This is a genomic window from Sphingomonas jatrophae (genome assembly GCF_900113315.1).
Classification (GTDB): domain Bacteria; phylum Pseudomonadota; class Alphaproteobacteria; order Sphingomonadales; family Sphingomonadaceae; genus Sphingomonas_P; species Sphingomonas_P jatrophae.
In genome coordinates this window covers 22,316-48,113 of sequence record NZ_FOZG01000003.1, presented here as the reverse complement: position 1 = coordinate 48,113, position 25,798 = coordinate 22,316, and the positions used below count along the sequence as shown (strand labels likewise).

The following is a 25,798-nucleotide window of genomic DNA, read 5'->3' as shown; positions in this document are numbered from 1 at the left end:
ATCGAGCCCGGTGCGAGAACCCGCTCATGTCCTATGCGATCGTTCGTGCCGAGATCGAGCGTTTTCTGAGATCACCGTCTCCTGAGGTGCTCTGCATCTCTGGTCGGTGGGGGGTGGGTAAGACCTACTCCTGGCAGACCTTCTTGCGCGAGGAGGAGACCGCGGGTCGGCTCGGCGTGGACCGCCACGCCTACGTGTCCCTTTTCGGCTTGAACAGCCTCGGCGAGCTCCGCAGCGCCATAGTGGAGAACACGGTGGTGGCGGGCAGGTCGTCACTGCCCGACGCGTCGAGCCTCCACGGCATGCTGCGCGAGGGTGAGCGGTTCGCACGGAGGAGCCGGCCCGCGCTGGAGGTGGCCGCCGGGTTCTTCCGGATGAAGGATGCCGGCGACGCATTGTATCGCGCCGCCTTCCTGACGGTGCAAGGGCAGCTCGTATGCTTCGACGACCTCGAACGCGCCGGCAAGTCGCTCGAGATGCGCGACGTGCTGGGGCTTGCATCGTTGCTGCGGGAGCAGAGGGGCTGCAAGGTCGTGCTGCTGCTCAACAAGGAGCAGGCGGAGGCGAAGCAGGCGGAGGAGCTCGACCGCCAGCTCGAGAAGGTGGTGGACACCTTCCTGATCTTCGAGCCGACGAGCGCGGAGGCTGCGGCGATCGCGATCGGGGGCGACGATCCAGTTGCGGTGGCGTTGCGCGATCGCCTGGTCGCGCTGGACGTCACCAACATGCGGGTGATGAAGAAGGTCGAGCGGTGGGCAAGGCTGGTCGAGACGGAGCTCCGGGGGTTCGACGCCGCGACGCTTGCACAGGCGACGGCCACGGTGGTGCTGGGAGGCTGGTGCTTCCTCCAGCGCGATCTAGCGCCCAGCCTCGACTTCGTCAGGGGGTTCAATCCGATGAGTGGTCTGTTCGGACGTAAGGAGGAGCCGGCGGACGAGAAGGGCTGGCGCGAGCTCCTGGGGCGATACGGATATGGCTCGACGGACGAGCTGGACGAGCCGATCCTCGATGGAGTGGCGCTGGGTTACTTCCGGGGCAACGTCCTGCGTGAGGCGGCGCGTTCCGTCGAGGAGCGTCGGAGGCGGGAAGGCCGCGACGACAGCTTCTCCCGGGCATGGCGGCTCTATCACGACAGCCTGACGACGGACGATGACGTGATCTTGGATGCGATGCAGGCCGGCGCCCTAGAGAATCTGGCTGAGATCACGCCGACCAACATGAACGGCACCCTGAGCTTCCTGCGGCGCTATGGCCGCGACGCGCAGGCTTCGGACATCCTTGCGAGGTGGATCGAGGCGAACCGCGGCAAGGAGGGGTTCTTCGATCGCTGGAACCGGTTCTTCGCGAACGATCCGGTCGATGCCGAGCTGCTGGCCGCGATGGAGGCGGGGCGCGCCGAGATCGTCGATGCGCGGGACCCCGCCGACATGCTTAAGCAGATGGCGAAGTCGGGGGGATACAATCCCGCGGAGGATGCCGCGCGGCTCTCCCGTCTGAGCGCCGACGAGATCGTCCGGCTGTTCGACGACCACGCAGCGGACGACGTCAAGGGCATGATGGAGTGGGCCGACCGCCTTGCCGCGCAGCCGGGTGCCGAGAACCTGAGGGCGTCCCTCGACGAGGCTCTCGGGCGGATCGCTTCGCGCTCGCGGATGCGCGAGGATAGGCTCCGCGGCTGGGGCGTGCTTCCCAAATCCCCGGAAGATGGGCAGGCTCAGCCACCTGAAGGGGTGGAAACGCAAAACCCGGCATCAGCCGGAGCTGACGCCGCGGCGGCGGGGAGCGCTAGCGCCACCGGCTACGAGCATGGGGGTTCGGGGTAGCGTTACGCAGGGGGGAAGTGATCTTCGAACGGATGTCTTCATCCACAGCCCGACTCCGCTGCGGGCAACAACCATCGGGTGGAGCCGATGGGGCGAGCGGTCAGGCTGGAGCGATTGTCGAACCGAGGATGTCGAACAGCCGCTGCCAGCGGTCGCCGTATTCCTGTTTCACCACGGCCATTCCCTTGGTGAGGAGGTGCTGCTTGACCCTCTTCGAGAGCTCGACCTTCCAGCCTGCCTCGAGGTCGACCTTCTGCGCCGCCGCCCACGCCTCGATCTGGCCGAGGATCGGCTTTCCGGCCACAAGCACGTCGGCGAACTCGGTGTCGGCGTTGCGGTACATGCGGTCGATGACGGCGGCCATCACGTCGGGCGGGATCAGGTCCTCGATCTCCGAGCCTTCAATTGCCGTGTGGTCGTCGACGCCGATGAGGCGGTCGGCATGATCCTGGTAGAGGCTGGTGCCAAGCTCCTTGGCGAGCTTCCTGCCCATCATGTCCCCGTCGAGGATCATGAAGGGCAGCGCTTCGTCGCGGCCAGTCAGGATGCTTGCTACCATGCGGGTGTTCTTGGTCCCGCCGGCTGGCGGGAATACGAACTCCCTCACCGGCTTCAGGCGGCCGGAAGCGACGAGCAGGGTCTTGACCGCGGTAAGGTAGTGCTGGTCCGAGCTTCCCTCGACGATCACGGGCTGGCAGCCTAGCATCAGGCTGTCGGCGACGCTTAGTCCAAGTGCCGAGTGCACGGCGTAGGCGGCGCCGGGCTGCAGTTCCGCGCCCTTGCGCAGGTCAGACGTAGCCTTGGTTGTGCCCTTCTCGTCGACGTAGACCTTGCGTGCGCGGTCCAGCCGGTCGGCATGAACCAGGAAGGGGGAGTGGGTGGTGAAGATGAGCTGGTTCGTCGCCGCCAGGTTGTCGAAGAACTTCGACAAGTCGTATTGCGCCAGCGGGTGGAGCGATAGGCCGGGCTCGTCGAGCAGCAGGATCGCGTTCTCGTGCTCGCCCTCTCCGGCGCTCTCGACGAGGAAGACGAGATAGAAGCTCAGGAACCACTGGAGACCGGTGCTGCGGCCCTCGAGTTCGACCTCGGCTGGCCGTCGGTCGTCGGCGACCCAGATGCGGAAGTGGTTGCCGTCCGCCTCGAAGCGGAAACGGTAGTCTCCCTGCTTCCACCAGTCCTTGAAGCGGGAGGTAAGCGTTGTGCCCGCCGACTGGAGCAGGATGGAGCGCTCGCGCTTGCGTTCGGCCACCTCTGCGATCTCGGCCTCGGTCGGTCGGCGCGAGTTGACGGGCGTCTCGTCCTTGCCGAGTTCCAGGATCTCGCTTGGCTCGAGCCGCACGAAGCTGAACAGCACACGCAGCGTGCGCGCCTTGGCCGCTTCCTTCTCGCCGAGATCCTCCCGTTCGAGGTTGTCCACGACGTGCGGCAGGTAGATCTCGGAGTCGAGGTTGCCGTAGTTCGAATAGTAGACGAAGCGCGGCACGCGCTTCAGGATGGCGGTTCGGACCGCCTCGACCGCGCCCGGGTCTGGGGCCGACACGCGCGTCTGGAGCTCGTCTACGCTTGCCGCGAGTGCCTCGAGGCGGGGGAAGATGCTGCTGGTCTTCGCGGGCGCTGTCGGGGCGAGGGCGCGGAGGTCCTCGGCTAGCGCCGCCAGCGCGTCCGCCGACATCGGGGCGTCGGGAAGTTCGAGCGCGGCCGACTGGAGCCCCGCGATGAGCTCGGCCTTCTGCGCCTCCTCCTTGGCGAGCGCGGGCATCCCGCCGATCTCGGACGTTGCCGCCTGGAGGATGGCCGCGACGTCCTCCGGTGACGCGGTCGTTGCGTGCTCGTGATCGGGGAAGCTGAAGACGTAGCCGCCGTCGAAGTAGCGGTCGACACGGACGACCTCCGCCTCTTCCGGTCCGATGCCGGCCAGCGTGGCAATGCGCGGGCCGAGCGGGCCGGTGGCGAATTCGGCCGAGATGAAGCGGAACCGGGCGGGGTTCTCGCGGATCTCGGCGAACATCGTCTTCGGATAGTCCGACGTCGGCCGGATTTCGCCTTCGCGGGCAGGCTTCAGCTTCCACAGCGGGAGGAGGAGGTTGGACTTGCCGGACTCGTTGACCCCGATCAGCGCCGTCACATCGTCGGCGTCTATCCAGCCGCTGTCCTCAACCGACCGGAAGTTCGTCACCCTATATCGCAGCAGCCGCATCGCCCGTTCGCTCCAATAGCCATCTCATTTGGAGGATGGTCCGATAGCCATAATGTTGGACGTTCTAGATTTGTTCAAGAGGTGCTGAAGACGGAGGCCGTCACCAGACATACGGCAGGTCGTCGCGGTGATCCTCGTCAAGGTTCATTTGCATCAGCGTGTCCATGCGCTGCCCATGTTATGCGGCTGCTTCCGGGAAACGGCAAACACCTCTTGAGCCGCCATTCGTGGGTTCTGCCTTCGGAAGATATCGACCAAACGCGCCGTTTAACCCAAAGGGGCGGGGATGGCTGCTTCTCCCGGAACCTGCCATCATGCTCAAGTGCCACCTCTCGTTCTTAGCCGCTCAAATCACCTTTCGGCAGGCCCTCAAAGGTGGCCAAGTAGTCCTTGTCGCTGCCGTAAAGCTGGGTGTCTGACTTCTGGTACATCTGGAAATTGTAGCCCTCTACCTCAATCAAACCCGCGTCCTTTTGGCTGCTAGGATAACGCTCTTTGCTGGCTGAGAGGATCATGGCTCGTCGAGGGGTCAGTGGATAGAAAAGTTCAACCTCTTGGTCGCTCAAGCCGAGCAGATTTATGACTGGCTGATCGCCATTGATGAAGGGTTTGTCACTCCGATTGTCGATCATCACAATTTCGTATTCATGGCGTTGGGCGTAGGGGCTTGTTCCCAGATTGGTCGCATAGATGAAGGCTTCAATCGGCCAAGTCCTATCGCGATCATGCGGGAGTTTGAGCGAAATGGCTCGGTAGCCGTTCCGGATTTTCGCTGTTCTAAAATACTGATAGCTGATGAACTGGATGAAGGTCATCTGCTGCTGATCATCGTTCCTGTAAAAGCTGGAATCGCCTGCACGAAGACTATCGAGCATTGGCTTGCCTTGTTCCTCCATCGTGCCGTGATATTGCTCACCAAGCGTCTTTCCAGTCTCATCCAGCAGCCTTTCGACCTGGGCCTTGTTCTCATCAGAAAGCGGAAAGTTCGCCAGCATTCTTCGAAGAGTGAATGGCGTTTGGAGGGAATCCACCCAGCCGCGATTGAGCTTGCGGAGGCTCTCATTCTTAGACTGGTTGATGATATATTCGAGATACTGCTCGTCAGGCTCAGAAAGCTCCTGAAACTCGTAGAAGAAGCGTTCGCTGCCGACGTTGCGTGTATGACTGATAAAAGGCGCAGGCTTACCTTTCTGGAGGCACCAGACCTGATCCTTTTTGTTGGCCCATGCCTTGAGATAATATTGCCAAACGTGATGCTGATTGGCGGTCAAGTTTGACACGGGCCCGTCCTGCCTAGAGGTTTGTCATCGAGCCCTTGATCTGAAATTAATCGCCAGTTCGCAGGTTCGTTGCGCTTGTATATGGTTCTTCTACCAGTCCATTGAATTGCGTTGTGATCGGCTGAATGTGAAGGTCATTCGCCCTCCGGAACAACATACATGGCAATCGCCGGTGCAAATATCCAGCCTTCTGACAACTGCTCAGTCAATGGGTCACGGTAGATCACCAGTCGCCATTTGCCGCGGCTTTCCTTGACCGCAATCTCCATCCCGGCGTCTCCGCGCATCAGGATTTGTGCCTTACCTTGCGGGTCCCGACGAATCGGCGCGATGCGCTTCAGTTCGCCGCGCGGATGTGTCTCGACATAAGCCTGATCCGCGGCGTGGTCGGCCGCAAGTATCTCATCGAGCTTCTCTTCTATCGTGTTCATGCGACCGACCACCTCGCCATGGGCGTGTTGTTCCGCCGGGGTCAGATCCTGCGGCGTGACCTCCTTGTAAATTGTCTGAAAATTCAAGAGGAGCCCAAGGAGCGCGAGCGCGCCTAGATTGCGCAGTTCCTTTACGGTGTTCTCACCGAACATCGAGAACATCGCGCTCATCAAAGTGATGAATGCTACGATCAGATCGGTCGCCTGCGTCGGATCGTCCGTATGGCCGATCGCCTCAACAATCCGCTGCGCCTCGATCACCTGCTCGGCCATCGCGACCGCGCTGCTAGTTGCCACCGCCCTGCCGGTCGCGCGCAGGGTCATCATGTCGATCATGCGCGCGCGGTCGGCCGCCAATTTCAGGATGCCGAGCTGAGGACTGAGTGCCTCGCTCATCGCCCTGAATTGCGCACCGATGCTCGGGACCGCCATCAGCTTACCGATTAGCGACCGATTTGTGCCGACCAAGTCGCCCAGCTTTGCCAAGTCGGCGACTGTCGAGCCGACCAGAGCATGCTGCTTTGCCAGAATGCCGGTAGGATCCCGATTGATGGCGAAGCCGGTTTTTTGCAGCGCCATCATCCAGTTGAGCGTCGCATATGGTTTCAGCACCGAGATTCTGCTCAGTCGCAGAGCCTCGCTCGCCGCCATCACCTCCCCGATGCGCGTGCCCCGCATCAAAGCGGCGGTCTTAAGGATGCCACTACGTTCGGCTGCCTCGATCGCGGCAAGGCCTGTCGGAAGTTTACGCGTCAGTTCTTGAAGAGCAAAGCTCGGGCCCAGGGCCTGCTTAATCAGATCCGACTGTTCGCGCTGGCGCTTCATCATGTCATCGAGGGGGCCCGTCACGCCAAAAGGGAATTTGCTTGTCATGGCGTTGCTTCTCGCAGAATCGGCGACGGTCTTCGAGGCTGTTTTGGTTCACCACAGAGAACCAAGGGAGTGTGTTCCCACTTTCCTGCGCGGAGCGGCGACGGCAGAAGGCGAGCATGTTCACCGTCCATCCTGACGAACTCAAAAATCTCGACGGCCTCCAGCTGGTCGAGCTGCTGCGCATGCTCGTCCATGCCGAGGCGCGCAAGTCCGACATCCCGATGCGGAATGTCGACGTGCCCCTCCAGATCACCGTCGCCGACGGCGGGCGCGACGCAACCGTCCACTGGCAGGGCGGCAGGGCCTCGACAGACTATTTTCCCGGACGCGACACCGTCTTCCAGTGCAAGGCCAGCGACGGCGGCGATGCGGCCTGGACCAAGGAGGTCTGGACCAAGGCGTCGCAGGGCAAGAAAAAGAAGCGGGAGCTCAACCCCGCGATCGCGGCGATGCTCGCCGCCGGCGGCGCCTATATCGGGGTGACCGCGACCGCGCTGGTCGGCACCAAGCCCGACGAACGCGCCGAGGCGATCCGCAAGGGCAGCCGGGAGGCAGGCGGCGATCCCACCAAACTCGCCTCGGTCCAGCTCTATGACAGCAACAAGCTCGCCATGTGGGCGACCAACCATCCGGCGGTCGCGCTCTGGGTTAAGGAGCGCCAGGCCGGCTATGCGCTCTCCGGCTTCGCGACGCTCGACCAATGGGGGAAACGCGCCGAGATCAGTACGCCGCCCTATGTGGCGAGCGAGACGCGGCGCTTCGCGCTCAGCGCCGACACGTTCGACGAACTGGGTTTCGATCGGCTCGCCGCGCGCGTGGTCGACCATCTCTCCGAACCGGGGGCAGTCGCGCGGCTCTGGGGCGCGTCGGGCATCGGCAAGACGCGCGCGCTCCATCAAGCGCTCAGCACCAGCACCGGCGAACTGCGTGAGCTCACCGCCGCGAACTTCATCTTCTGCGATTATCCCGAAGTCTCGGGCGAGATCTGGAACGTCGCCAACCAGATCAAGAATGCCGGGCTTGCCGCCGTGCTGGTGGTCGATTCCTGTCCGTGGGAGGAGGCCAAGCGCCTCAACCAGCTGGCCCGCGCCGAGGACAGTGCGCTGCGCGTCATCACACTCGGCGCCGACGGGCAGGATCAGGTCGAGGACTGCCTGATGATCCGGCCGCTCAAGGCTGATCGCGACACGATCCGCGGCATTCTCGTACAGGCGATCAAGGCGCGTGCCGACGAAATCGACTTCGTCGCGGCGCAGTGCGACGGCTTTCCGCGCATCGCCGTGCTCGCCGCCAAGGCGTTCGGCAGCGCCGCCAGCATCCGCAAATCGACCAATGAGGTCGCCGAGCAAATCCTGAACGCGGCCGGCGTCGGCGAGGAGACGGTGCGCGCGCTCGAACTGCTCTCGCTATTCGACCATCTCGAGCCTGACGCCGAGCCCCAAGGCTTCGACCAACTCGCCGAGCTGCTCGCCCATATGAAGGGCGAGCTGGCCTATGAGCATCTCGTCCGCGCCGCCGAGCAGCATCTGGTCGAGCGCAGCCACGGACGCATGACCGCGCAGCCGCTGCCGATCGCCAATTATCTGGCCCTTAGGCGCTTCGCCTATCTGCGCCCTTCGACGATCACCGCCTTCCTCGCGGGTGCCGAGCCCAATCGCCGCAACGCGATGCTCGCGCGCTGGGGCGCGTTTCGTGAGCGTTCGGACACGCTCGCCGAGGTGGTCCGTCGCGTCGTCAATCGTGGCTGGCTGCGCGAAGATACGACGCTACTCGGGCCCGACGCCGCGCCCTATCTCGCCGCGTTCGTCCATGCTGAACCCGACACGATGATGCGCGCGCTGCATTTTGCGCTAATCCGTACCTCGCTCGATGATCTGGCGGCGCTCGACATCTCGCAGGAGTTGCTCGACGCGCTGCGCCTTCTCGCGGCGCGCAGCAGCACGTTCCGCCTGACCGCTGGCCTGATGCTGCGCCTCACCGCCGTCACGGACTATTCCGACGGCTCGCCGGTCGTGCAGCTGCTGCGTCAGCTCTACCAGGTTGCGCTCGCCGGCACCGAAGCCGACGACAAGCACCGCCGCGACAGCCTGCTGAAGGCGCTCGAAGAGGAGGATCCGCGCATCCACCGCGCTGTGGTCGAGGCGCTGGGCGCTATGCTCACCACCCATATGACCCGGTTGGGCGACTTCGATCAGATCGCCGGTGAAGACTATCGCACCGAATGGTCACCCGAAACGCATGAGGTCGCGGTCGACTATTTCCGCTGGGCGCTCGAGCGGCTGCGCGAGCTTTGGCGCGACAATCCCGATTTCCGGGATCGCATCGAAGCGATCGTCGCCAGCGATCTGCGCACATTGCTCGACTTCGACCTGCTCGACGTCGTCGAGGCGTTCGTCCGCGACGTGGTCAACGCACGCGGTCATTGGGGACAGGCGACCAAGGGCATCGGCGACTGGCTCTATTTCGACCGGCCCGCCGCGGATGATGACGGCTCACGCGCAATGCGCACGCTCTACGATGCGACGCTCCCCACTGACTCCGTCGACCTTGCCTTGCTCTACAGCCGCTTTTGGGCCGCCGACCTGCGCAATCCGGACAAGCGCTACGCCGCCGATGGCATAAACGATGACGACCATGAATATTCGGGGCGGGTGGCACAGGCGCTCGCCAAGGCCATCGCGAAGGACCCCGACCAGCTGGATCGCGCGGTCGCGGCCTTCGCCAGCCAGGAGCTCAATGCGCCCTGGCCGTTCGCGCAGACGCTAGCGCAGGAGGTCGAGGACCCGCTGGCGGTCTTCACCGCCGCGATCAAAGCGCTCGACACAAGCGGCACGAGGGCCGGCGTCCAGTTCGTCCGCGCGCTGCTCGGCAGCTTCGATCGCCGGCTAACGGGCGATGCCGGCCGGCAAAAGGCACTGGTCGCGCTCGCCGAAGGCTCGGCGACGCTCTCCGAACGGCCAATGGACATCTACAGCGCGCTGGACATGACCGACGCGCGGGTTGCGGACATCGCAGCGCAGGTCCGCGCCGGAACGGTCGATGTCGGCTCGGTCGTGCCGCTCTCCTACGGGCGCGGGCTCGCCGCCGTCCCGGTGCCGGTCCTAGGCGAGCTGATCGCGGCACTGGTCGGCCGCACCAAGGACGGTGGCGCCTGGGCGGCGATCGAGATCCTGAACATGGTCACCTATGGGATGAAGACCGTCGGGCCAGATCTGGCGGCGCTATGCGCGCTCGCCTTACTGTCGCCGGCGATCGCCGAGGGCAGCACGATTAATCCGTCCCATGCCGAGCATGGCTTCGATCGGCTTATCAAGCTGCTCGGCGCCTCCGGGGCCATCGACGGCGTCTTCGGCACCGGCTTTGCCCAGCTGATCGAGCGCGCCTGCCGGTCGGTCGGCGGCTATCATAACCGCCCGACCGAGGCGCTGCGCGCCGGTCTCCCGATTGTTGTCGACCAAGCGCCGCTCGAGGTCTGGGCCGTGCTCACCGGCTTCTACGACGTGGCGACGCGCGCTGAACGCGAGCGCCTCAACATGATCACCGCCTCCACCAAGATGTTCGCGTTCAACAATAGCGACCGCACCGGGGCCGGCGCGCTGTTCAACGTGCCCGAGCCCGCCATCCTCGACTGGGTTGCGGATGATCCCGCCAACCGCGTCGCTTATCCGATGAGCTTCTATCCGATGCTCGGCCAAAACGGCGAAAGCTGGCACTGGCACCCCGCGACCGAAAAGCTTGCTGACCTCTACGGGACGCTCAAGCCCTTCCGTGCGGCGCTGCGCGCCCGCATCCTGCCCAGTTCGTATAGCGGATCGCTCGAAGACCATCTCCGGCGCTTCCTGGAGCCGCTGGCGGCTTGGGCCACGCATCCGATACTCGGCAGCTGGGCGACCAACCTACTTGGCGACCTAGAGGGCTGGCTCGTTGAGGAGACCCGTCGGCGCTGACGTCGGCGAACCCAGGATCAACCGGATAGGTGCCGGGCACGTTCGTTTTCGCAATTTGGCGTGTGGAAGCTGCCAATCCGCAGCCGGCCTATCTTCTGTCGACCTGCGATGCCGGTCGCGCAACCGCGTCATGCCCGTTCCTGGCGAGAGCTGCCGTTCGAACTATCGTTGTGGAACGGCAGGATTGTCCCCCTTTTTGTCATTCCACGGCTGCTCGTCGAGGCATCGAACGGACATGAACGGATGTCTGAAGTTGGGGAGCGGGCAACGACGGCTGAATGTCGCCTTTTGGGTCCCGTTGCCGAACAGGATCGTAGGAGAGCAGACTTTTTTTGACGCTGCTGAACGTGTAAGGGCCGGCGCGATCAGCCCGGCGGCCCGCTCGGCGCGGCGGCCGATGCCGCGGTCCGCCAGCACCAAACAACAATGAAGGCCCGACGAGGGTCGCGGGTACGAGATGATGACGGTTGAACTCCGCTGGCCCGAAGGCGGCCCTGACATGGTTGTCCTTGCCGCGCCACCAGCGGTGGAGGCGGCCTTTCTTAAAGGCGCCGAGCGGGTGAGCGCGCGGATTGCGAGCGGCACGTGCGTCGTCGTTCCCGAAAACGAGCACCGCCGGCTGTTTTTCGCCAGCCGTGCCGCGGTGTTCAAGAACTGGGACAAACCAGGCAAGTGCCAATACCCCGGTTGCCGCAATCGCAGCATCGCGCGGTCGCACACGTTGCAGCGCGGCGGTCCGCTGACCGAGCTGCGCGGCCAAGACGGGCACGTGACGACACTCGAGATCGATCATCGGACCGAGCGCCTTGTCGCCGGCCGCAAGGGGCTCGATCTCGCCAGCACCTTCCCGGGCTTCTGCTCGAAGCACGAGGCGATCTTCGATGTCTTTGAGTCGCGGGCGACGCTGACGACGACGCGCGACGTGGTGCTGCAGCTCTACCGATCGGCCTGCCGCGAGGCGGTGCGGCTGGAGTTCGACGTCCGGCAGCACACCCGGTCTAGGGAGCAGTTCGAGCAGCTCTATGACGAGAAGCTGCGCGTGCTCGTTCACGCTGAAGCGGCTGCTCTGGTCGATCAGCATCCAATCCTTGCCGCGTACCAGATCAGCGCGCCGAGTGATAAGGATGACCGCTTCAACCGGTGGCGCGACGAGGCTCGACAGGACCGCGACACGATCCGCGAGATGATCGTCCATCTCAGCCAAGCGATGGTGGCGATGGACCAGGGCATGATGGGCGCGCATTTCCACCGCTTCATCCTGCCTCAGCGCCTGCCGATCACCCTGTCCGGCCAGAGCGTGCTCAAGATGATGCTGGGACCGGATACACACCGAGTTGTGGTGCTACTGGTCGTCGTGCCGGAGGCCGGCCGCACGCAGGTATTGATCGCATCACCCGCCGAGCAGGGGCCGCTGCTCGACGCCTATCTGAAGCAAAGCGATCTGTTGCGGTCGGGCGAGGAGGCCGACCCCGATGCCTTAATCGCGCTGATTGAGCGCTTTCTCCTCTACGGTACGGACCATTGGTTCATGGAGAACAAGTTTTGGAATGACCTTCCGCTAGAGACGCGCGCGAGGATCATTGAGGAAGCCGATAGGCGGGATGTTGGAGTAAACGACGTCCCGCCGATAACCGTCTTGCCGCGACCGGCGGCTGCGGTTCGCGTGCCGCTGCACCGGGCGGCGACCGCACGCGAGGCCCTTCGCGAGCGGCGACGAAAGCGCGGTTGGCGAGAGTCCGAGAGCCTCGACGAACGACTGGCCCGCCGCCTTATCCCTGCTCGCAAGCGGCGCCAATGTCAGCGGTTTCGCGACAGCTGCTCAAGCGACGTCCATGTCGTCGATGACGGCGGCGCTGCTCACCCGCGCTGGGTGTTTGTGCGCGCGTACCGAACTGGCCAGTGGTGCACCCCTTGGCGGCGCATGAAATGGGCGCAGATTGAGCCGTTCAGCGATTGAGGGCAGCCGCAAGCCGGCACCGTACGTCTGCTCGTTGCTAGAGCATCCGCTCCTCGGGGCCGCACCGTCCGAGGTGCTCGAGCCCGCTAGGTCTGATGGCTTTTCTGCATTCATCTATTCGCCAATACCGCAGAGGCCCTCAAGTGTGCTGTCGCTGACAACATGAATGAACGGCAGAAGCTGGGAGTGCCCGTGATGCCGTGGATGTCTGAATGTGGGTCATGACCGCCGAAAGCTGCCCAACGGCTAACGACCAGTGCGAGTCATACCGCGCTGTACGGGTAATCGTCCGGTCGGGCCGGAGCCGGCCGTAGCACGAATTCGAGCAGCCGGACGGGCTTGCACCTTAGTGATTTGGTGAACGACCTGAACGCTGTCCATCGCAGCGCCCTCCTCGCGCTCAAGGCATCACTGGTCGCGGCGAGCGATCCGGCGTCGGCGGACAGTCGTTACGCACGCACCAGGCCAGAAGCCTGCAGCTCCGGCTCGAATGCGTGCAAGGCCGTGTCCGGCACCGCCAGAACGAACAGGTCCTTGGCACGTGTCAGCGCGACGTAGCCGATCCGCCCGTCTTCGGTGTCGGTGCCGTCGAGCAGAGCGCGGACGTGCGACTTTTTGGCGACGTAGAGGACGGCATCAAGGCTTTCGCCTTTTACCCGGTGTACGGTCGAGGTACGGAACGAAGGCTCGGCGGCCGCCGTCAGGATCGGGGCTGCGAGCAGCGGTGCATTGGCAAGTTGTTTCTTGGCTAGGCGTTGACCGAGATTTTCAGCGGCCTGCAACCCGAACTCGGCACCGAGCACTGCGATCAAGCCGGTAACGCGCGCCTTCAGCGCAGAGTGCCAGCCGGTATCGGCAACCAAGGTCGCTGCGGGCAGCCCGGACACAGGATCGCGCACGAACGCCCAGATGCGTTGGCGCAGGAGCCGCATCGTCTCGTCGGCAGGCCGCGCGAGGTCGATCGCGAGCGAACCGTGTTTCGGCGCGAGCAGGCCCATCAGTCCAAGACAGGTCTGCTGGTACGCACGCAGGAAGTCGCGACGTTCGCGGCTGATTGCGGCCTCTGCCAGGCAGCGGACGACGCCGACGCCCTGCGCGTACATCTCACCGCGCCACTCGGCCGTCAGATCGTTCGAGCGGCACAAGACCACGCCCTTTGCGGGATCGACGCCCGCAGCAACGAGCAGACTGCGGAACGAGTCCAGCGCCGCGTCGCGCGACGCAGCCTTGTACGGCATGTAAAAGGCCGAAGGCCGCTCGGTGGTGGTGACCCTGGCCGCGGTGTCGCGCGCGCCGATCAGCCTGTTCGCGACGGAGACGATCCCCGGCAGCGAGCGGTAGTTCACGGTGAGGCTCCGCGCCGCGATGTCTGCGCGGTCGCTATAAGCCTTGAGGAATGCGCCCTTGGCGCGCGCGAAGTCGAAGATGCCCTGATGTGGATCCCCGATCAGCGACAGCTGCGAGCCTGCCTCGATTAGCAGTTCGAGGACCGCTTGATGCTCAGGCCCAATATCCTGAGCCTCGTCGACAAGGATATGGGGATAGCGGCGCGCGAGCGCGCGCAGAACGAAGGGCTTTTCGCGTAGCACGCGAAGGACCCAATAACGTCCAGCATTGTGGGTATAGGCACCGGTTTTGCCAAGGCTGGCGACCGCGGGTGCGGCCCAGTTGGCAGGGAGCTCTGCCTTGTTCTTGCCGATCAAGAATTTGAAATTTGCGCCGTCGCAGGCGAAATCGATCTCGGTGGTCGGCCTTGGTCGGCTGCCGTCCCATACGGTGAAGCTGTTCAGAAACGGTTCCGTGCCATCGACCAAAAAAGGCGCGCGCGGGCATTTCATAACGCGGTGGCCGTGTGGACGGAGGATGTTGGTGGTGATGAACCCGTCCATCGTGTCGATCTCGACGGTAGCAGAGCGTCCGATCACCGGCATGTCGCGCAGAAGGGTCCCATACTCCTTGCTGAAGGTGTCGACCGCGACGTTCGAGAAGGACAGCAAGGCAACGATCCCTCTGCCCTCGTACAGCCGGCGCATCGCGGCGAGCCGGTGGACAGCGGTGCGCGTCTTGCCGCTGCCCGCACAGGCCGAGACCGCGAGCGGGCCAAGCGGCAGCGCGACGATTCCGGCCTGCTCGTCCGACAGCAACACGGTCATTGGCAGACATGCTCGATCGCGTCGCGGATATAGGCCGGCGCGGTGATCGCGAGTTTGTTGTCCTGGATCTGCGATGCCAACGCCTGCGCGAAGCGCCCCTTCGACACGTTACCGCTGTCGCGCTCGAACATGCCCTTGAACAAGACCTTCGCCTTTTCGGCCTCGCCGACCGTAGCATGGACCTCGGCCGCGAGATCTTCGGCAATTTGAGGATGAAGGTCTTTGAGCGCCGCCAACATCGTTGGGCGGTTCCCGGCGATGAGCGCTAGATCATACTCGAAGGTTTTTTGACCGTGGAACACCTTCACCAAACTGTCCTGCAACGCCAGCATCGATTGCGCGGTGACCGAAGGTTCGATGACTTCGGTGAGCGTGGGATAGAGCGCGACCGTGTCGTACTTCACTTTCTCACCTGGCTTGGTTCCAGGCTTAGGAACCTTGATGCTCGGATCGGCATCGGTGAGGACCGCGACAGGGATGGCGATGGCCTTGTCGCCGAACAGCGGCATGAAGCAGTCGAAGTTCAGCCCCTCCACGCTGATCAGGCTGACCCCGTGGTCGCGTAGGTCGTGCCCGAGGACGTTCGCCAGCACGCTGACGAGCAGCAATTCGGCGGCGCCTTCGACGAACAGCGCGCGTCGCGCGAAGAAAAGCTCTGCTCGGGTGACATCGAGATAGCGGGCGAGCTTTTCGCGCTTGCCCTTGCCGAACGGCACGGTGCGGGGGTGAAAGGCGGTCGCGGTGCCGCCCGCTTCGACCAGGCAGACGACCGAGTCGAGATCGGCGATGCTGGCGAAATTCGGCGAGTGACTGGTGACAAACACCTGGACGGGATGTTCGCCCTTCGAACTCGAATCGATCTCGGCAAGATAGCGCAGCAGCACGGCCTGAAGCTGGGGATGGAGGTGCGCTTCGGGCTCCTCGACAATTAAGCTGCGAAAGGCGGCGTCGGCATTCTTGGTGAGTTCGCTCAGCACCACCGCCATGTAGATCAGATTGTTGTAGCCGAGACCGTTGCGCTCAATCTCGAACGTGTCGACGACGAGCGACAGGCGCGCTGCGAGCTTGCTGAAATCGGTCCCGGCAAGCCCGACTTCGACCGCCTGGGCGAGCTTTGGACCCAACATTGCGCCATGCCGGCTGGTGATCGCTGCGTGCGTATCCATGATCGGCTTATGGCCACGCAACGTGACGTCGAGCTGGCGGAGTGCCGTTGCGATCGCGTCCTTGCCGGCATCGTCGGACAGCAGATGCAGCAGCCGCGACAACTGGCTGTTGCGGCTGGGCCTCAGGCCAAGCTCGGCATCGCGCAGTGGCTGGAGATAGACGCTCCGCAGGTTTTCTAGCATCGCGGAGGTCATTGCGATTTCGTTGAAGTCGCCGCACCAGCGCCGCGGCTTGAGGCGACCGGACTTATCGGCATCGCCGTAGGTCACACCCATCACGGCTTCGGTTGTACCGTCGTCACGCTCGCGCAGTGCGTGGATGAACTCCGCCTCGTCATCCAGACTGAGCCCGCGGAAGACATATTCGAAGCGTATCTCGCCGGATGCCGTGCCACCCTTAGGCAGATGAATGTCGTCCAGCGTGAAGCGAGGATAGGGGTCGTCGGCGCCAGCGAGCAGCGCACGCAGACCGTCTACCACCGCAGTTTTGCCGATATTGTTGGGCCCGACGATAACGTTGAGGCCTGGCCGGAAGAGCAAGACCGCCTCGGCGACGCGTCTAAAATTCTTGATCGTCAGCTGCGCCAGATGCACGCTCTTCTCCCCCGATTGGCGAGCTCGCGCCGATCCCCGCCGATATGAACGGACATGACGAGCACCGCACCACCCCATTACCGGGTGATGCTCCTGAGTGGCGCAGGATCCTTGTCGCAGATTTGGAGCAAAAGCAGCAGCTAACTGCGTAGGCAAGGCCGGTTGCGCCGAAAGCAGACTTTCGTCTTCAGACCCGCGAACGGCAGGAATGTCCCCGTCCACGCCGTCCCGAGCGGCTAGCCGTGGCCCTGCGAGCGGGCGAAACGCTCACATGAACGACTGACCGGTTTCGGGAAGCGGGAAAGGCGGCATGAACGGCCGCAAGTGGGTCGTGCTAGCCTAGCCGTACGGGGCGGGAGGAGACGAGCAAGCAAGGAACGATCGCTGTGCGTCGGGCGTCGGACCTGCGGCCGTATGATTGAGTGCACGAGCCCGACGTAGGTACCGGGCGATTGCGGCGGGAGGTGACCAGGAGCATGGCTGCGCTATGACGCCGCTCGAGCAGCTTGGAGTGACAATCCCGATCGTGCAGGCGCCAATGGCGGGCGTTTCGACGCCGGAGATGGCGGCGGCCGTGTCGAACGCGGGCGGACTGGGCTCGATCGGTGTCGGCGCGACGGACGCAGCCGGCGCCCTCACGATGGTCGAGGCGACGCGCGCACGCACGGATCGCCCGTTCAACGTGAACTTGTTTGTGCACGCGACCGCCCAGGCAAGCCCTGCACGGGAGCAGGCATGGCTTGATGCGATGCGTCCTCTGTTCGAGCGCTTCGACGCCGAGCCCCCGACAGTTCTCCGGACGATCTACAAAAGCTTCGCCGATGACGACGAGATGCTGGCCATGCTGGTGCAGGCGGCCCCACCCGTGATCAGTTTCCACTTTGGTTTGCTGGCTGTCGATCGGATCGCGGCCTTGAAACAGGCCGGCTGCGTCCTGCTAGCCACAGCGACGAGCCTGGCCGAGGCACGCGCGGCCGAGAAAGCAGGCATCGACATGGTGGTTGCGCAGGGCTGGGAAGCGGGCGGCCATCGAGGCGTGTTCGATCCGGCCGCGCCCGATGATCAGCTCGGCACAATGGCTTTGGTTCGCCTCGTCGTTGAGCAAACTGCGTTGCCGGTCATCGCGGCGGGGGGCATCATGGACGGGGCGGGCATCCGGGCGGCGCTCGCGCTCGGCGCGGTAGCGGCACAGCTTGGCACCGCTTTCATCGCCTGTCCGGAAAGCAGCGCTGACGCGGCATACCGTGAAGCTCTTGCGGGGCCAGGCGCGAGCCACACGGCCATGACCCGTGTGATCTCGGGCCGCCCGGTGCGGTGCCTGGCGAACCGGTTCACCGAATGGGAAGCGAGCGCACCGGCCGAGGTGCCCGACTACCCCGTCGCATATGACGCCGGCAAAGCGCTGAACGCTGCAGCCAAAGCCGCAGGCGAGAACGGGTTCGGGGCGCAGTGGGCGGGACAGGGCGCGCCGCTCAGTCGCACAATGCCGGCCGCGGATCTCGTCGCGCTGCTTACTCGTGAGGCGATGCTGGCAGCTTAGCGGTGATCCAGGCCTTTGGTGGGCAACCTTCCGGACCGTTCGACAGCTTCAGCTCAAGTAGAACTGAGATGAATGAGCGTCTCCTTTCAGGGAGAGCCGAAGCCCCTGAAAATGTCCGCAAGTGGGTCATGTTGTATTCTTTTTCAGAAGAGAGAGCAGCGGCGATATGTCTCCGCCGCTCCTGAGATCGAAGGGGTCGGTCATCAACGGGGCGGGTCAGACCCGATCGTCGAGTTCCGGCACGCCGCTCTGCCCGTCGGCATAGGCGGTGAGGAACGCCGGCCGCGTCTGCCAGCGTTGCCAGAAGGCGTCGATGTGCTCGAAGCGCTCGTCGAGGGGTGTGGCGTTGACCGGGAACTTCGAGAACGCGATCGCGGTGGCGAGCGTAATGTCCGAGAAGGTCGGCTGATCACCGCCGAGCAGCCACGAGCGCCCGTCTGAAAGATGTCGATCAACCAGCGCTGCATGCGCCAGCGCCACCTTACGTGAATGCTCCCCCCATGCAGGATTGTGCGTCAGTTCCAGCTTGGGTCCGAGACCCTGGTGCAGGACATGGAACGCGGTGACGATCGGGTAGAGGATGTGCACCCACACCCGGTTGTCCCACATTTGGTCGAGGCCACGCTCGTGCGCAGTCTCGCCCATGATCTTGCGGCCTTGGAAGCTGTCGTCGAGGTAGCGCGCGATGGCGGAAGTCTCACTAAGGAATGACCCGTCCGCCAGCGCCAGCGTGGACGTTTCGCCCCAAGGGTTCATCTTCAGGTGCCGCCACCCGCGCTGCTCGCCGATGGGCGACATATCGTACACCGTCTCGGCGAACCGGTCGGCGATGCCCTTCTCGTGCATGAAGATGCGTAGCCGCTGCGGGTTGGGGAAGGCGGAGGGGGAAGTAAAGAGCGTCAGCTTATCGGCCATCGGAGATCTCGCTTTCATCGATCGCATCACCTGCCTGCCAGATGACAGGCTGCCGAATGCGCCGGTAAACTTGCTTGTCAATCCCTGCCTGTCATATGGCAGGTGGAGGTGGAGCGATGGCAATCACGAATAAGGAGAATGCGCGGGAGGCGATCCTGCTGGCCGCGCGAGAGGCGGCGATGGCGCGCGGCTATGGCGGCATCAACTTTCGCGACCTCGCGGCGACGGTCGGCATAAAGGCGGCGAGCATCAACTATTATTTCGCCAACAAGGCGCTGCTCGGGGAGGCGGTCGCGCGCCGCTACTGGGAGGACATCGCGCGCGATCTCGACGCGATTTCGGCGAACGCCGCCTCGCCGACCGACGCGTTGCGGCGGTACCCCAGCATCTTCCGAGCGTCGCTGGAGCGCGACAACCGGATCTGCCTCAGCAGCTTCATGGCAGCGGAGCATGACGAGCTGCCCGCGCCGGTGCTGAAGGAGGTGCAGGCCTTTGCCGACGTCAACGTGGCGTGGTTGGGCACGCAGCTTGCCGCCGCGGGAATCGGCCCGCCTGAAAGCGTCGAGGCCAGAGCCCGCGCGATCTACGCGGCTGTGGCTGGCGCCCAGATCCTGGCGCGCAGCAGGTCCGACATCGCCATCTTCGATGCCCTGATCGACAGCTTCCGCGTTGCGGGGCCGCTCCCCAGCTAGCAATCATGCTGCTCTACGGACCACCGACAAGGTGTCGGTAGCGCAGAGTTCAAGATCGTAGGGCTTATCGGCGCTCCTGAATTCTGCACGCGCCGGCTCAGCTGGGTGCTCAGCAAGTTCGCCTTGGTATGGGCCATCCGAGGTGTGCGTGAGAAGCTAAACAAGCAGATGTGCCATCATCAGAGTATTTCCATCGCCTGAGACTCATCGGCTTGAGTGCGGATCAATTCAGTAGGGGAGTTCGATGGTGGCTTCCTCGAGGTCGACCTCGCTCCACCCGCGCCGAAGATAATCTTGTGCGAGCAGCGTGCGGATATTGGTGGTGTAGAAGATCCATATGCTGATCATGATTAGTGGCCAGAGGATCGCTCCGAAGACGCCCAGATACACGCATATGAATGTTGCAACGAAGGCAATAGCCAGGATGGCGCCAGCTTGCTTCCAAGACTGCCTGATCATCAGGTAAAAGACTCCGAACAGCAGCATCCAAAGCCATGCACGCCGTGGTATCGCCTCCCGGTAGCCGTTGGCGGGGTTCTCGAAGACGGCCCACGTCTTCTCCCGGATGAATGGGCCGCTGATCATCGCTTCGCAGCCTTCTTCGCCGGCGTGGTAGAGGTGCCTGCCTTCGTGGACATCAGCGGACTGGCGTGCTCAACCACCAGGGCGAGTACCTCCTTGAATTCATTCTTGTAGGTCATGTTTCCCCCTGTTCGGGGGACCTGATCAGCTCGATCCAGTCGCCCCTATGTTCCTCTCGGGGCGACGGCCGAAGCCGGATGTTGGAAACCTGACGAATGTACAGGCGCATGCGCCTTTACCGGCAAGCCGGCTGGACATGCGCGCATGCCACCCGGCCTCGGACTTGTGTCCGCGACCGAGTTCATTCGTTGAGGTTTCCACGCCCCACTCCTGCGTATCTCAGGAGTGCAGCTACGTTCGTCGGACGTGCGGCAGATTGCAAGTGCAAAAGTGATCGTGCGAACTGTTGCTGATCTCAGCGGAGTGTCCTGGATCACTCCGGCATGGAAGCGTCTATAGGTTATGGAAACGGTTTGGTGTCTGTTATCACGCGCCCAGCAATCTCCTTGATGGATCATGCACAGTGGAGGATGCCTCCTCTTTGAGGACTTCCGAGCGCTGACGATAGCGTCATCTGTACAAACGACTTGGACGCGCTATGTCCACGCTTCTCCGCCAACATCTTCCGATTCGTGGATCATATGCTCAGAACCAGTCACACGCACCCGCTTGCAATCGCCAGTGTCTCCACCGGCAAGAACATGGGCCGCATCGGCATCACCTTCTGCCCCGGCAAGAAGCAGCCGCGTGCCATGACCGGCGCATGGGACCGTGACCTTGGAGTGGATCTCGATGCGGTGCGGGCCTGGGGTGCGTCAGCGGTCGTCACGCTTGTCGAAGCACACGAGCTTGAGGCGCTGGGTGTGAACAATCTTGGGCAGGAGGTGGTCGGCAGACACATGGACTGGCTGCACCTGCCGATCGAGGATGTGTCGGTGCCAGGACCTGACTTCGAGGCCGCATGGGTGCGGGTAGGGGAGGGACTCCGCGCTCGCATCCGCGATGGGTTCGACGTGGTCGCTCACTGCAAGGGAGGGCTCGGCCGGGCAGGAACGATCGCGGCTCGGTTGCTGATCGAACTGGGCGTCACGCCTAATGTCGCCATCTCACTCGTGCGGGACGCACGGCCAGGCGCGATCGAGACCTACGGTCAGGAAGGCTATGTGCAGAGGCTCAAGCCCGTGCGTGAGATGGCACCGGAACAAGGCGACGTTGCTGTGCGGGATCGGGCCGTTGGAGCGCTTGTCGGCTTGGCGGTTGGTGACGCGGTGGGCACAACGCTTGAGTTTGCCCGGCGCGACAGCAAGCCGCTCCTCACCGACATGGTCGGGGGCGGCCCGTTCAAGCTCAAGGCGGGCGAGTGGACCGACGATACCGCCATGGCGCTGGCGCTCGCCGATAGCCTCATCGAGCATCCTGAGTTTGATGCGACCGACCTGATGAACCGGTTCGTCAGCTGGCATGAGCTCGGCACCTATAGCTGCACCGGCACCTGCTTCGACATCGGTGTGACCACCCGGCAGGCGCTCGCGCGCTACCAGCGCAGCGGCAATCCTCTTGCAGGTTCCACCGATCCGATGAGCGCGGGCAACGGCTCACTGATGCGGCTGGCACCGGTTGCTGTTCGCCACTTCCGCGACCGAGCGATGCTGCGGGGCGTGGCTGCCGAGCAGAGCCGAACAACGCATGCGGCGCCTCAGGCGGTGGATGCCTGCATCGCCTATGCCGACATCCTTGCCGATGCGATCGAAGGCCAACCGCGCAGCGAGGTGATGCGCAGGCGTGATGTGACGCTTGATCCGGTGATCGCCGGCATCGTCCGCGGCAGCTGGCGTGGCAAGGCACGCGATGAGATCAAGTCTTCCGGCTACGTGGCGCACTCGCTGGAAGCGGCGTTCTGGTGTGTCGGTCGCACCGGCGACTTCCGCTCGGCCGTGCTGACCGCTGCCAACTTAGGGGACGATGCGGATACGACGGCAGCGATCGCGGGTCAGCTCGCCGGTGCGCTTTACGGTCCGAGCGGCATCCCTCAAGACTGGCTGGCCAAGCTCGCATGGGCGCCGCGCATCACCACCATGGCGGAGGCGCTGCTCGCATGCGCGTGACGCGTGAGCTCGTGGCGTTGCGGGAACGCTGGGTCGAGCTGTTCAGCGTGCCGGCACCGCCGGACATGACCGTGGCCCTCCTGAAGCTTGCGATCGGCTGGAAGGAGCATGTCGACCAGCATGGTGACATCTCGCCTGCCTTGGCGCGCGATCTGCAGGTGATCGCGCGCACCGAGCGCGACCGTAAGCGCGGCGTCGTCCACTCCGCTGCTGCGAGCGCATCGGCCGCCGACCTGCCTGCCTCCACGCGCCTCGTGCCCGGCGCCAAGCTGGTGAAGGTCTATCAGGGCACGACCTACGTCGTGGAGGTAGGGGAGGGCAGCTTCAGCTGGAACGGCGAAAGCTACGCCTCGCTCTCAGCGGTGGCCAAGGCGATCACCGGCACCCATTGGAACGGCCTGCTCTTCTTCGGTCTCCGCACCCGCCGCGTGAAGCCGCGGCACGAGCGAGCCGCCGCCAGCTCGAATGTGCGTGACGCACGAACGAGTCGCGCCAAGGCTGTTCGCCATGCATGATCGAGGCGGCAAGCTGCTGCGTTGCGCCGTCTATACCCGCAAGTCGAGCGAGGAAGGGTTGGAGCAGAGCTTCAACTCGCTTCATGCGCAGCGTGAAGCGTGCGAGGCCTACGTTCTCAGCCAGAAGCATGAGGGCTGGCAGCTGGTGCCGACGGCCTACGACGATGGCGGCTGGTCGGGCGGGTCGATGGAGCGACCGGGCCTGAAGCAGCTGCTAGCAGACGTTGGCGCCGGCCTGGTTGATATCATCGTCGTCTACAAGGTCGATCGGCTGACCCGGAGCCTCGCCGACTTTGCCAAGATGGTCGAGCTGTTCGATGCCAAAAGCACGTCGTTCGTCAGCGTGACGCAGGCGTTCAACACGACCAGCAGCATGGGCCGGCTAACGCTCAACGTGCTTCTGTACTTCGCGCAGTTTGAGCGCGAGGTGACTGGCGAGCGCATCCGCGACAAGATCGCGGCATCCAAGGCCAAGGGACTGTGGATGGGTGGGCAGGTGCCGCTCGGCTACGAGCCGGCGGGTCGTACGCTCACTGTGAACGAGGCGCAAGCCGAGCAGGTGCGCTGGCTCTATCAGCGCTACCTGAAGCTGAAGGCTGTCGACGCGTTGGTGGAAGATGCCTATGCCGCGGGCCTCCGCAGCAAGCAGCGGGCGGGCGGGGGAAAGGGCAAGATCACCCGCGGCTCCATGTACCGCATCCTCTCAAGTCCGCTCTACGTCGGTGAGATCCCGCACGGCCGCAAACGCTATGCGGGGCAGCACCCCGCCATCGTCGAGCGCAAGCTCTACGACCAGGTGCAGGCGGTGCTCACCGCCAACCGGCGCAAGACCATCGACGGCAGCAAGGCTGGCCCTTCGGCCATGCTGGCCGGGCTGGTCTACACCGCAGACGGCGTTCGGTTCACCTCAACCCACACCCGGAAGGGCAAGCGGACCTACCGCTACTATGCGACGCCTGTCGGCACGCCCGAGCCGCAGCGCATGCGGGTGCCAGCGGCTGAGTTGGAAAAGCTGGTTGTCGGCACCATCGTCGACAAGCTCGGCACTGCAGAGGCAATCGCTGGTGACCTGATCGGCTGCGAGGATCTACCGGCTGCGCTCGCATCCGCCGCGATGCTGGTAGCGAAGCTGCGGCGAGGTGATCCGGTCAGCAAGCGCGCGCTGGCGACCAACCTCATCAACCGCCTCACTATCGGAGAAGGTAGTGTCACGATCGAGCTGCGATTGACTGCGATCGACGAAGGCTTGAACCATGAGACGCTCACCATCCTTGCGCCCGCCACGATTGGCCGGCGCAAGGCCAGCCTCGCACTCATCGTCGGAGACAAGCGAGACGCGCAGCCTGACGCGGCCATGATCGCGCTCGTTGCTCGCGCGCGAAGCTGGTTTGAAGATTTGCGATCGGGTGCTGTCCCCTCGCTTGCAGCACTAGCCGCGCGTGAAGGAATCAAGCCCGTTCAGGTGAAGCGAACGCTCCCTCACGCGTTCCTGCGCCCGGAACTCGTTACGATAGTTGTGGAAGGTGGCGAACTCGCCTCCGCTCAGCTCGGCTTCCCAGTTCGCCTCGCGACATCAACTGCCTAGCCCAGTGTGACAAGGTTCTCACGCCGGGAGATGACCTTGAGGTCGAAATATGAGCAGAGCGTCGCGATCAGTGCTCTGGAGTCGCCGGCGCGGAACAGGCCGTCTATCCGCCGCTGACCGATGTGCGGATCGGACAAGGCGATCTTCACGCCGAAATAACGGTTGGCCTGTTCCAGCGCTGCCGCAACAGGCACGTTGCGAAAATCAAGTTCTCCCTTTTGCCAAGCGAGTGCGTCTCCCGACACCGTCGCATGTGGAGGCGCCAAGCTCTTGTCCTTGCGCAATTCCGTGCTCTGTCCGGGCGTGAGCGTGACCTCCCCCGCTCGCACGGCGGCGACGCGGACCCGGCCGCGCACCAGCGTAACGGCGGTATCGCTCGGGAGCGCCGTTACGGAGAAACGGGTTCCGAGTGCGGTGACCGTCATGTTCCCTGCGGTGACGCTGAACGGCCGGTTCGCGTCATGAGCAACGTCGAACGCCGCTCGCCCCTCTATCAGGCTGAGCCGTCGGGCGCCGGCCTCCATGCGTACGGCAACGCGGCTGGCGGTATCGAGCGTCAGCGTCGAGCCATCCTCCAGCAGCAGAGTGCGAATTTGGCCCGTGCGTGACGCATAGATGGTCGGCTCTGCGGCGGCGGAAGTCTGATGGCGCAGGCCGACTGTACCGCTCACCACCAGGAGCAGGGTCAAGGCGGCACCCAGTGGAGCGGCCGCTTTAGCTGCCCGTCTGCGTTGCTCGCGTCGGGTCGCCAACGTCTCGGCATATGCACGAGCTTCTTGAGCGATCGGGCTATCGCTCAGCGCGGCCAGGCTCGCCGCAAGCTCGTCCTCTCGCGTCGGAGATGCGGGTGCGATGCTCATGGCCGCTCCTCGGCTTCCGCTAGGTGGCGCCTAATGTGATCGAGGCCGAGCCGCACATGCTTCTCCACCATCGACATACTGATACCCAGCTGCGCTGCGATGGTGCGGTGGTCGACGCCATCGATCCGCGACAGGACCACGGCCGCACGGCGCTTCATAGGGAGCTCCGCGAGGGCGGCCTCGACGATCGCTACAGCTTGGTGGCCGATAATGTGCCGCTCGGCAGAGGGATTCGGGCACGCGATATGACCTGTTTGGTCATCTTCGGTGATGATCGCACGCACACCATCAGCCCGCACGCGATCCCGGATGAGGTTGGCCGCCGTCGTGCGCAGAAACGCTACCGGATCGCGTATATCGTCGCGCCGTGACGCTATGGTTAGGCGCAGAAAAGCGTCCTGTACCACGTCTTGCGCTTCGTCCGTACGGCGGAAGCGTGCGCGCACAAAGCGGACGATGCTGTCATAGGCGTGAAGTGCTCCCTCCACACCCGGTGGCGCTGCCGCTGCAGCTGGCTTGCCCACCCGTCAGGCCCCCTCAGATCCGTTCTACAAGCAGTGATCCGCGCGTGCCCTACCTGCTG

General features: G+C 63.9%; 17 protein-coding genes. 8 read left to right on the top strand and 9 right to left on the bottom strand.

All coding sequences use genetic code 11. From position 1 onward, the window contains the following. Nucleotides 1-26 precede the first annotated feature (26 nt). Nucleotides 27-1,823, top strand: coding sequence for a hypothetical protein (locus BM360_RS15900; protein ID WP_131819280.1), 1,797 nt, complete (start codon nt 27-29; stop codon nt 1,821-1,823). 100 nt (nt 1,824-1,923) lie between these two features. Here the strand turns inward: BM360_RS15900 and BM360_RS15895 are convergent, their stop codons facing one another. The 3 genes from BM360_RS15895 to BM360_RS15885 form a co-directional block, all read right to left on the bottom strand. Then, a complete protein-coding gene (locus BM360_RS15895; protein ID WP_207544629.1) occupies nt 1,924-3,948 on the bottom strand; it encodes an ATP-dependent nuclease in 2,025 nt (674 codons plus the stop codon). Nucleotides 3,949-4,358: 410 nt separating this feature from the next. Beyond that, complete coding sequence (locus BM360_RS15890) at nt 4,359-5,300, bottom strand: DUF4238 domain-containing protein (protein WP_093316122.1); 942 nt, start codon at nt 5,298-5,300, stop codon at nt 4,359-4,361. A gap of 134 nt (nt 5,301-5,434) precedes the next feature. Then, on the bottom strand, nt 5,435-6,604 hold the full coding sequence (locus tag BM360_RS15885; protein ID WP_093316121.1) for an SH3 domain-containing protein: 1,170 nt from the start codon (nt 6,602-6,604) through the stop codon (nt 5,435-5,437). A 116-nt stretch (nt 6,605-6,720) separates the two neighbouring features. Between BM360_RS15885 and BM360_RS15880 the strand changes: the two genes are divergently transcribed. Both BM360_RS15880 and BM360_RS15875 read left to right on the top strand, forming a co-directional pair. Further along, nucleotides 6,721-10,551, top strand: coding sequence for a hypothetical protein (locus tag BM360_RS15880; protein ID WP_093316120.1), 3,831 nt, complete (start codon nt 6,721-6,723; stop codon nt 10,549-10,551). A 499-nt stretch (nt 10,552-11,050) separates the two neighbouring features. After that, a complete protein-coding gene (locus BM360_RS15875; RefSeq protein WP_093316119.1) occupies nt 11,051-12,508 on the top strand; it encodes a hypothetical protein in 1,458 nt (485 codons plus the stop codon). Between the two features lie 449 nt (nt 12,509-12,957). Here BM360_RS15875 and BM360_RS15870 read toward each other — a convergent pair whose 3' ends face one another. Both BM360_RS15870 and BM360_RS15865 read right to left on the bottom strand, forming a co-directional pair. Then, complete coding sequence (locus BM360_RS15870) at nt 12,958-14,661, bottom strand: UvrD-helicase domain-containing protein (protein ID WP_093316118.1); 1,704 nt, start codon at nt 14,659-14,661, stop codon at nt 12,958-12,960. Continuing rightward, on the bottom strand, nt 14,658-16,421 hold the full coding sequence (locus BM360_RS15865; protein WP_093316117.1) for an ATP-dependent nuclease: 1,764 nt from the start codon (nt 16,419-16,421) through the stop codon (nt 14,658-14,660). Before BM360_RS15865 ends, BM360_RS15870 begins: the two co-directional genes overlap by 4 nt. A gap of 487 nt (nt 16,422-16,908) precedes the next feature. Here BM360_RS15865 and BM360_RS15860 point away from each other — a divergent pair, with 487 nt between their 5' ends. Then, a complete protein-coding gene (locus BM360_RS15860; RefSeq protein ID WP_093316116.1) occupies nt 16,909-17,961 on the top strand; it encodes an NAD(P)H-dependent flavin oxidoreductase in 1,053 nt (350 codons plus the stop codon). Between the two features lie 216 nt (nt 17,962-18,177). Here BM360_RS15860 and BM360_RS15855 read toward each other — a convergent pair whose 3' ends face one another. After that, nucleotides 18,178-18,876: a glutathione S-transferase family protein gene (locus BM360_RS15855; protein ID WP_093316115.1), complete on the bottom strand. Its 699-nt coding sequence runs from the start codon at nt 18,874-18,876 to the stop codon at nt 18,178-18,180. A gap of 116 nt (nt 18,877-18,992) precedes the next feature. Between BM360_RS15855 and BM360_RS15850 the strand changes: the two genes are divergently transcribed. After that, complete coding sequence (locus BM360_RS15850; protein WP_093316114.1) at nt 18,993-19,568, top strand: TetR/AcrR family transcriptional regulator; 576 nt, start codon at nt 18,993-18,995, stop codon at nt 19,566-19,568. 228 nt (nt 19,569-19,796) lie between these two features. Here the strand turns inward: BM360_RS15850 and BM360_RS15845 are convergent, their stop codons facing one another. Next, complete coding sequence (locus BM360_RS15845; RefSeq protein ID WP_093316113.1) at nt 19,797-20,153, bottom strand: hypothetical protein; 357 nt, start codon at nt 20,151-20,153, stop codon at nt 19,797-19,799. 698 nt (nt 20,154-20,851) lie between these two features. On the opposite strand from BM360_RS15845, the gene BM360_RS15840 reads away from it, so the two are divergent. From BM360_RS15840 to BM360_RS15830, 3 genes are read left to right on the top strand one after another with little or no spacing between them, the layout of a single operon-like run. Continuing rightward, nucleotides 20,852-22,255, top strand: a complete 1,404-nt coding sequence (locus tag BM360_RS15840) for an ADP-ribosylglycohydrolase family protein (RefSeq protein WP_242653526.1) — start codon at nt 20,852-20,854, stop codon at nt 22,253-22,255. Further along, nucleotides 22,246-22,770, top strand: coding sequence for a DUF2924 domain-containing protein (locus BM360_RS15835; protein WP_165611326.1), 525 nt, complete (start codon nt 22,246-22,248; stop codon nt 22,768-22,770). The genes BM360_RS15840 and BM360_RS15835 overlap by 10 nt, the downstream gene beginning before the upstream one ends. Then, nucleotides 22,763-24,355: a recombinase family protein gene (locus BM360_RS15830; RefSeq protein WP_165611325.1), complete on the top strand. Its 1,593-nt coding sequence runs from the start codon at nt 22,763-22,765 to the stop codon at nt 24,353-24,355. Before BM360_RS15835 ends, BM360_RS15830 begins: the two co-directional genes overlap by 8 nt. Here the strand turns inward: BM360_RS15830 and BM360_RS15825 are convergent. Continuing rightward, a complete protein-coding gene (locus BM360_RS15825; RefSeq protein ID WP_093316109.1) occupies nt 24,352-25,215 on the bottom strand; it encodes a FecR family protein in 864 nt (287 codons plus the stop codon). The two genes, BM360_RS15830 and BM360_RS15825, sit on opposite strands and share 4 nt — an antisense overlap. After that, nucleotides 25,212-25,661: an RNA polymerase sigma factor gene (locus BM360_RS20135; RefSeq protein WP_423228921.1), complete on the bottom strand. Its 450-nt coding sequence runs from the start codon at nt 25,659-25,661 to the stop codon at nt 25,212-25,214. Before BM360_RS20135 ends, BM360_RS15825 begins: the two co-directional genes overlap by 4 nt. Nucleotides 25,662-25,798 lie beyond the last annotated feature (137 nt).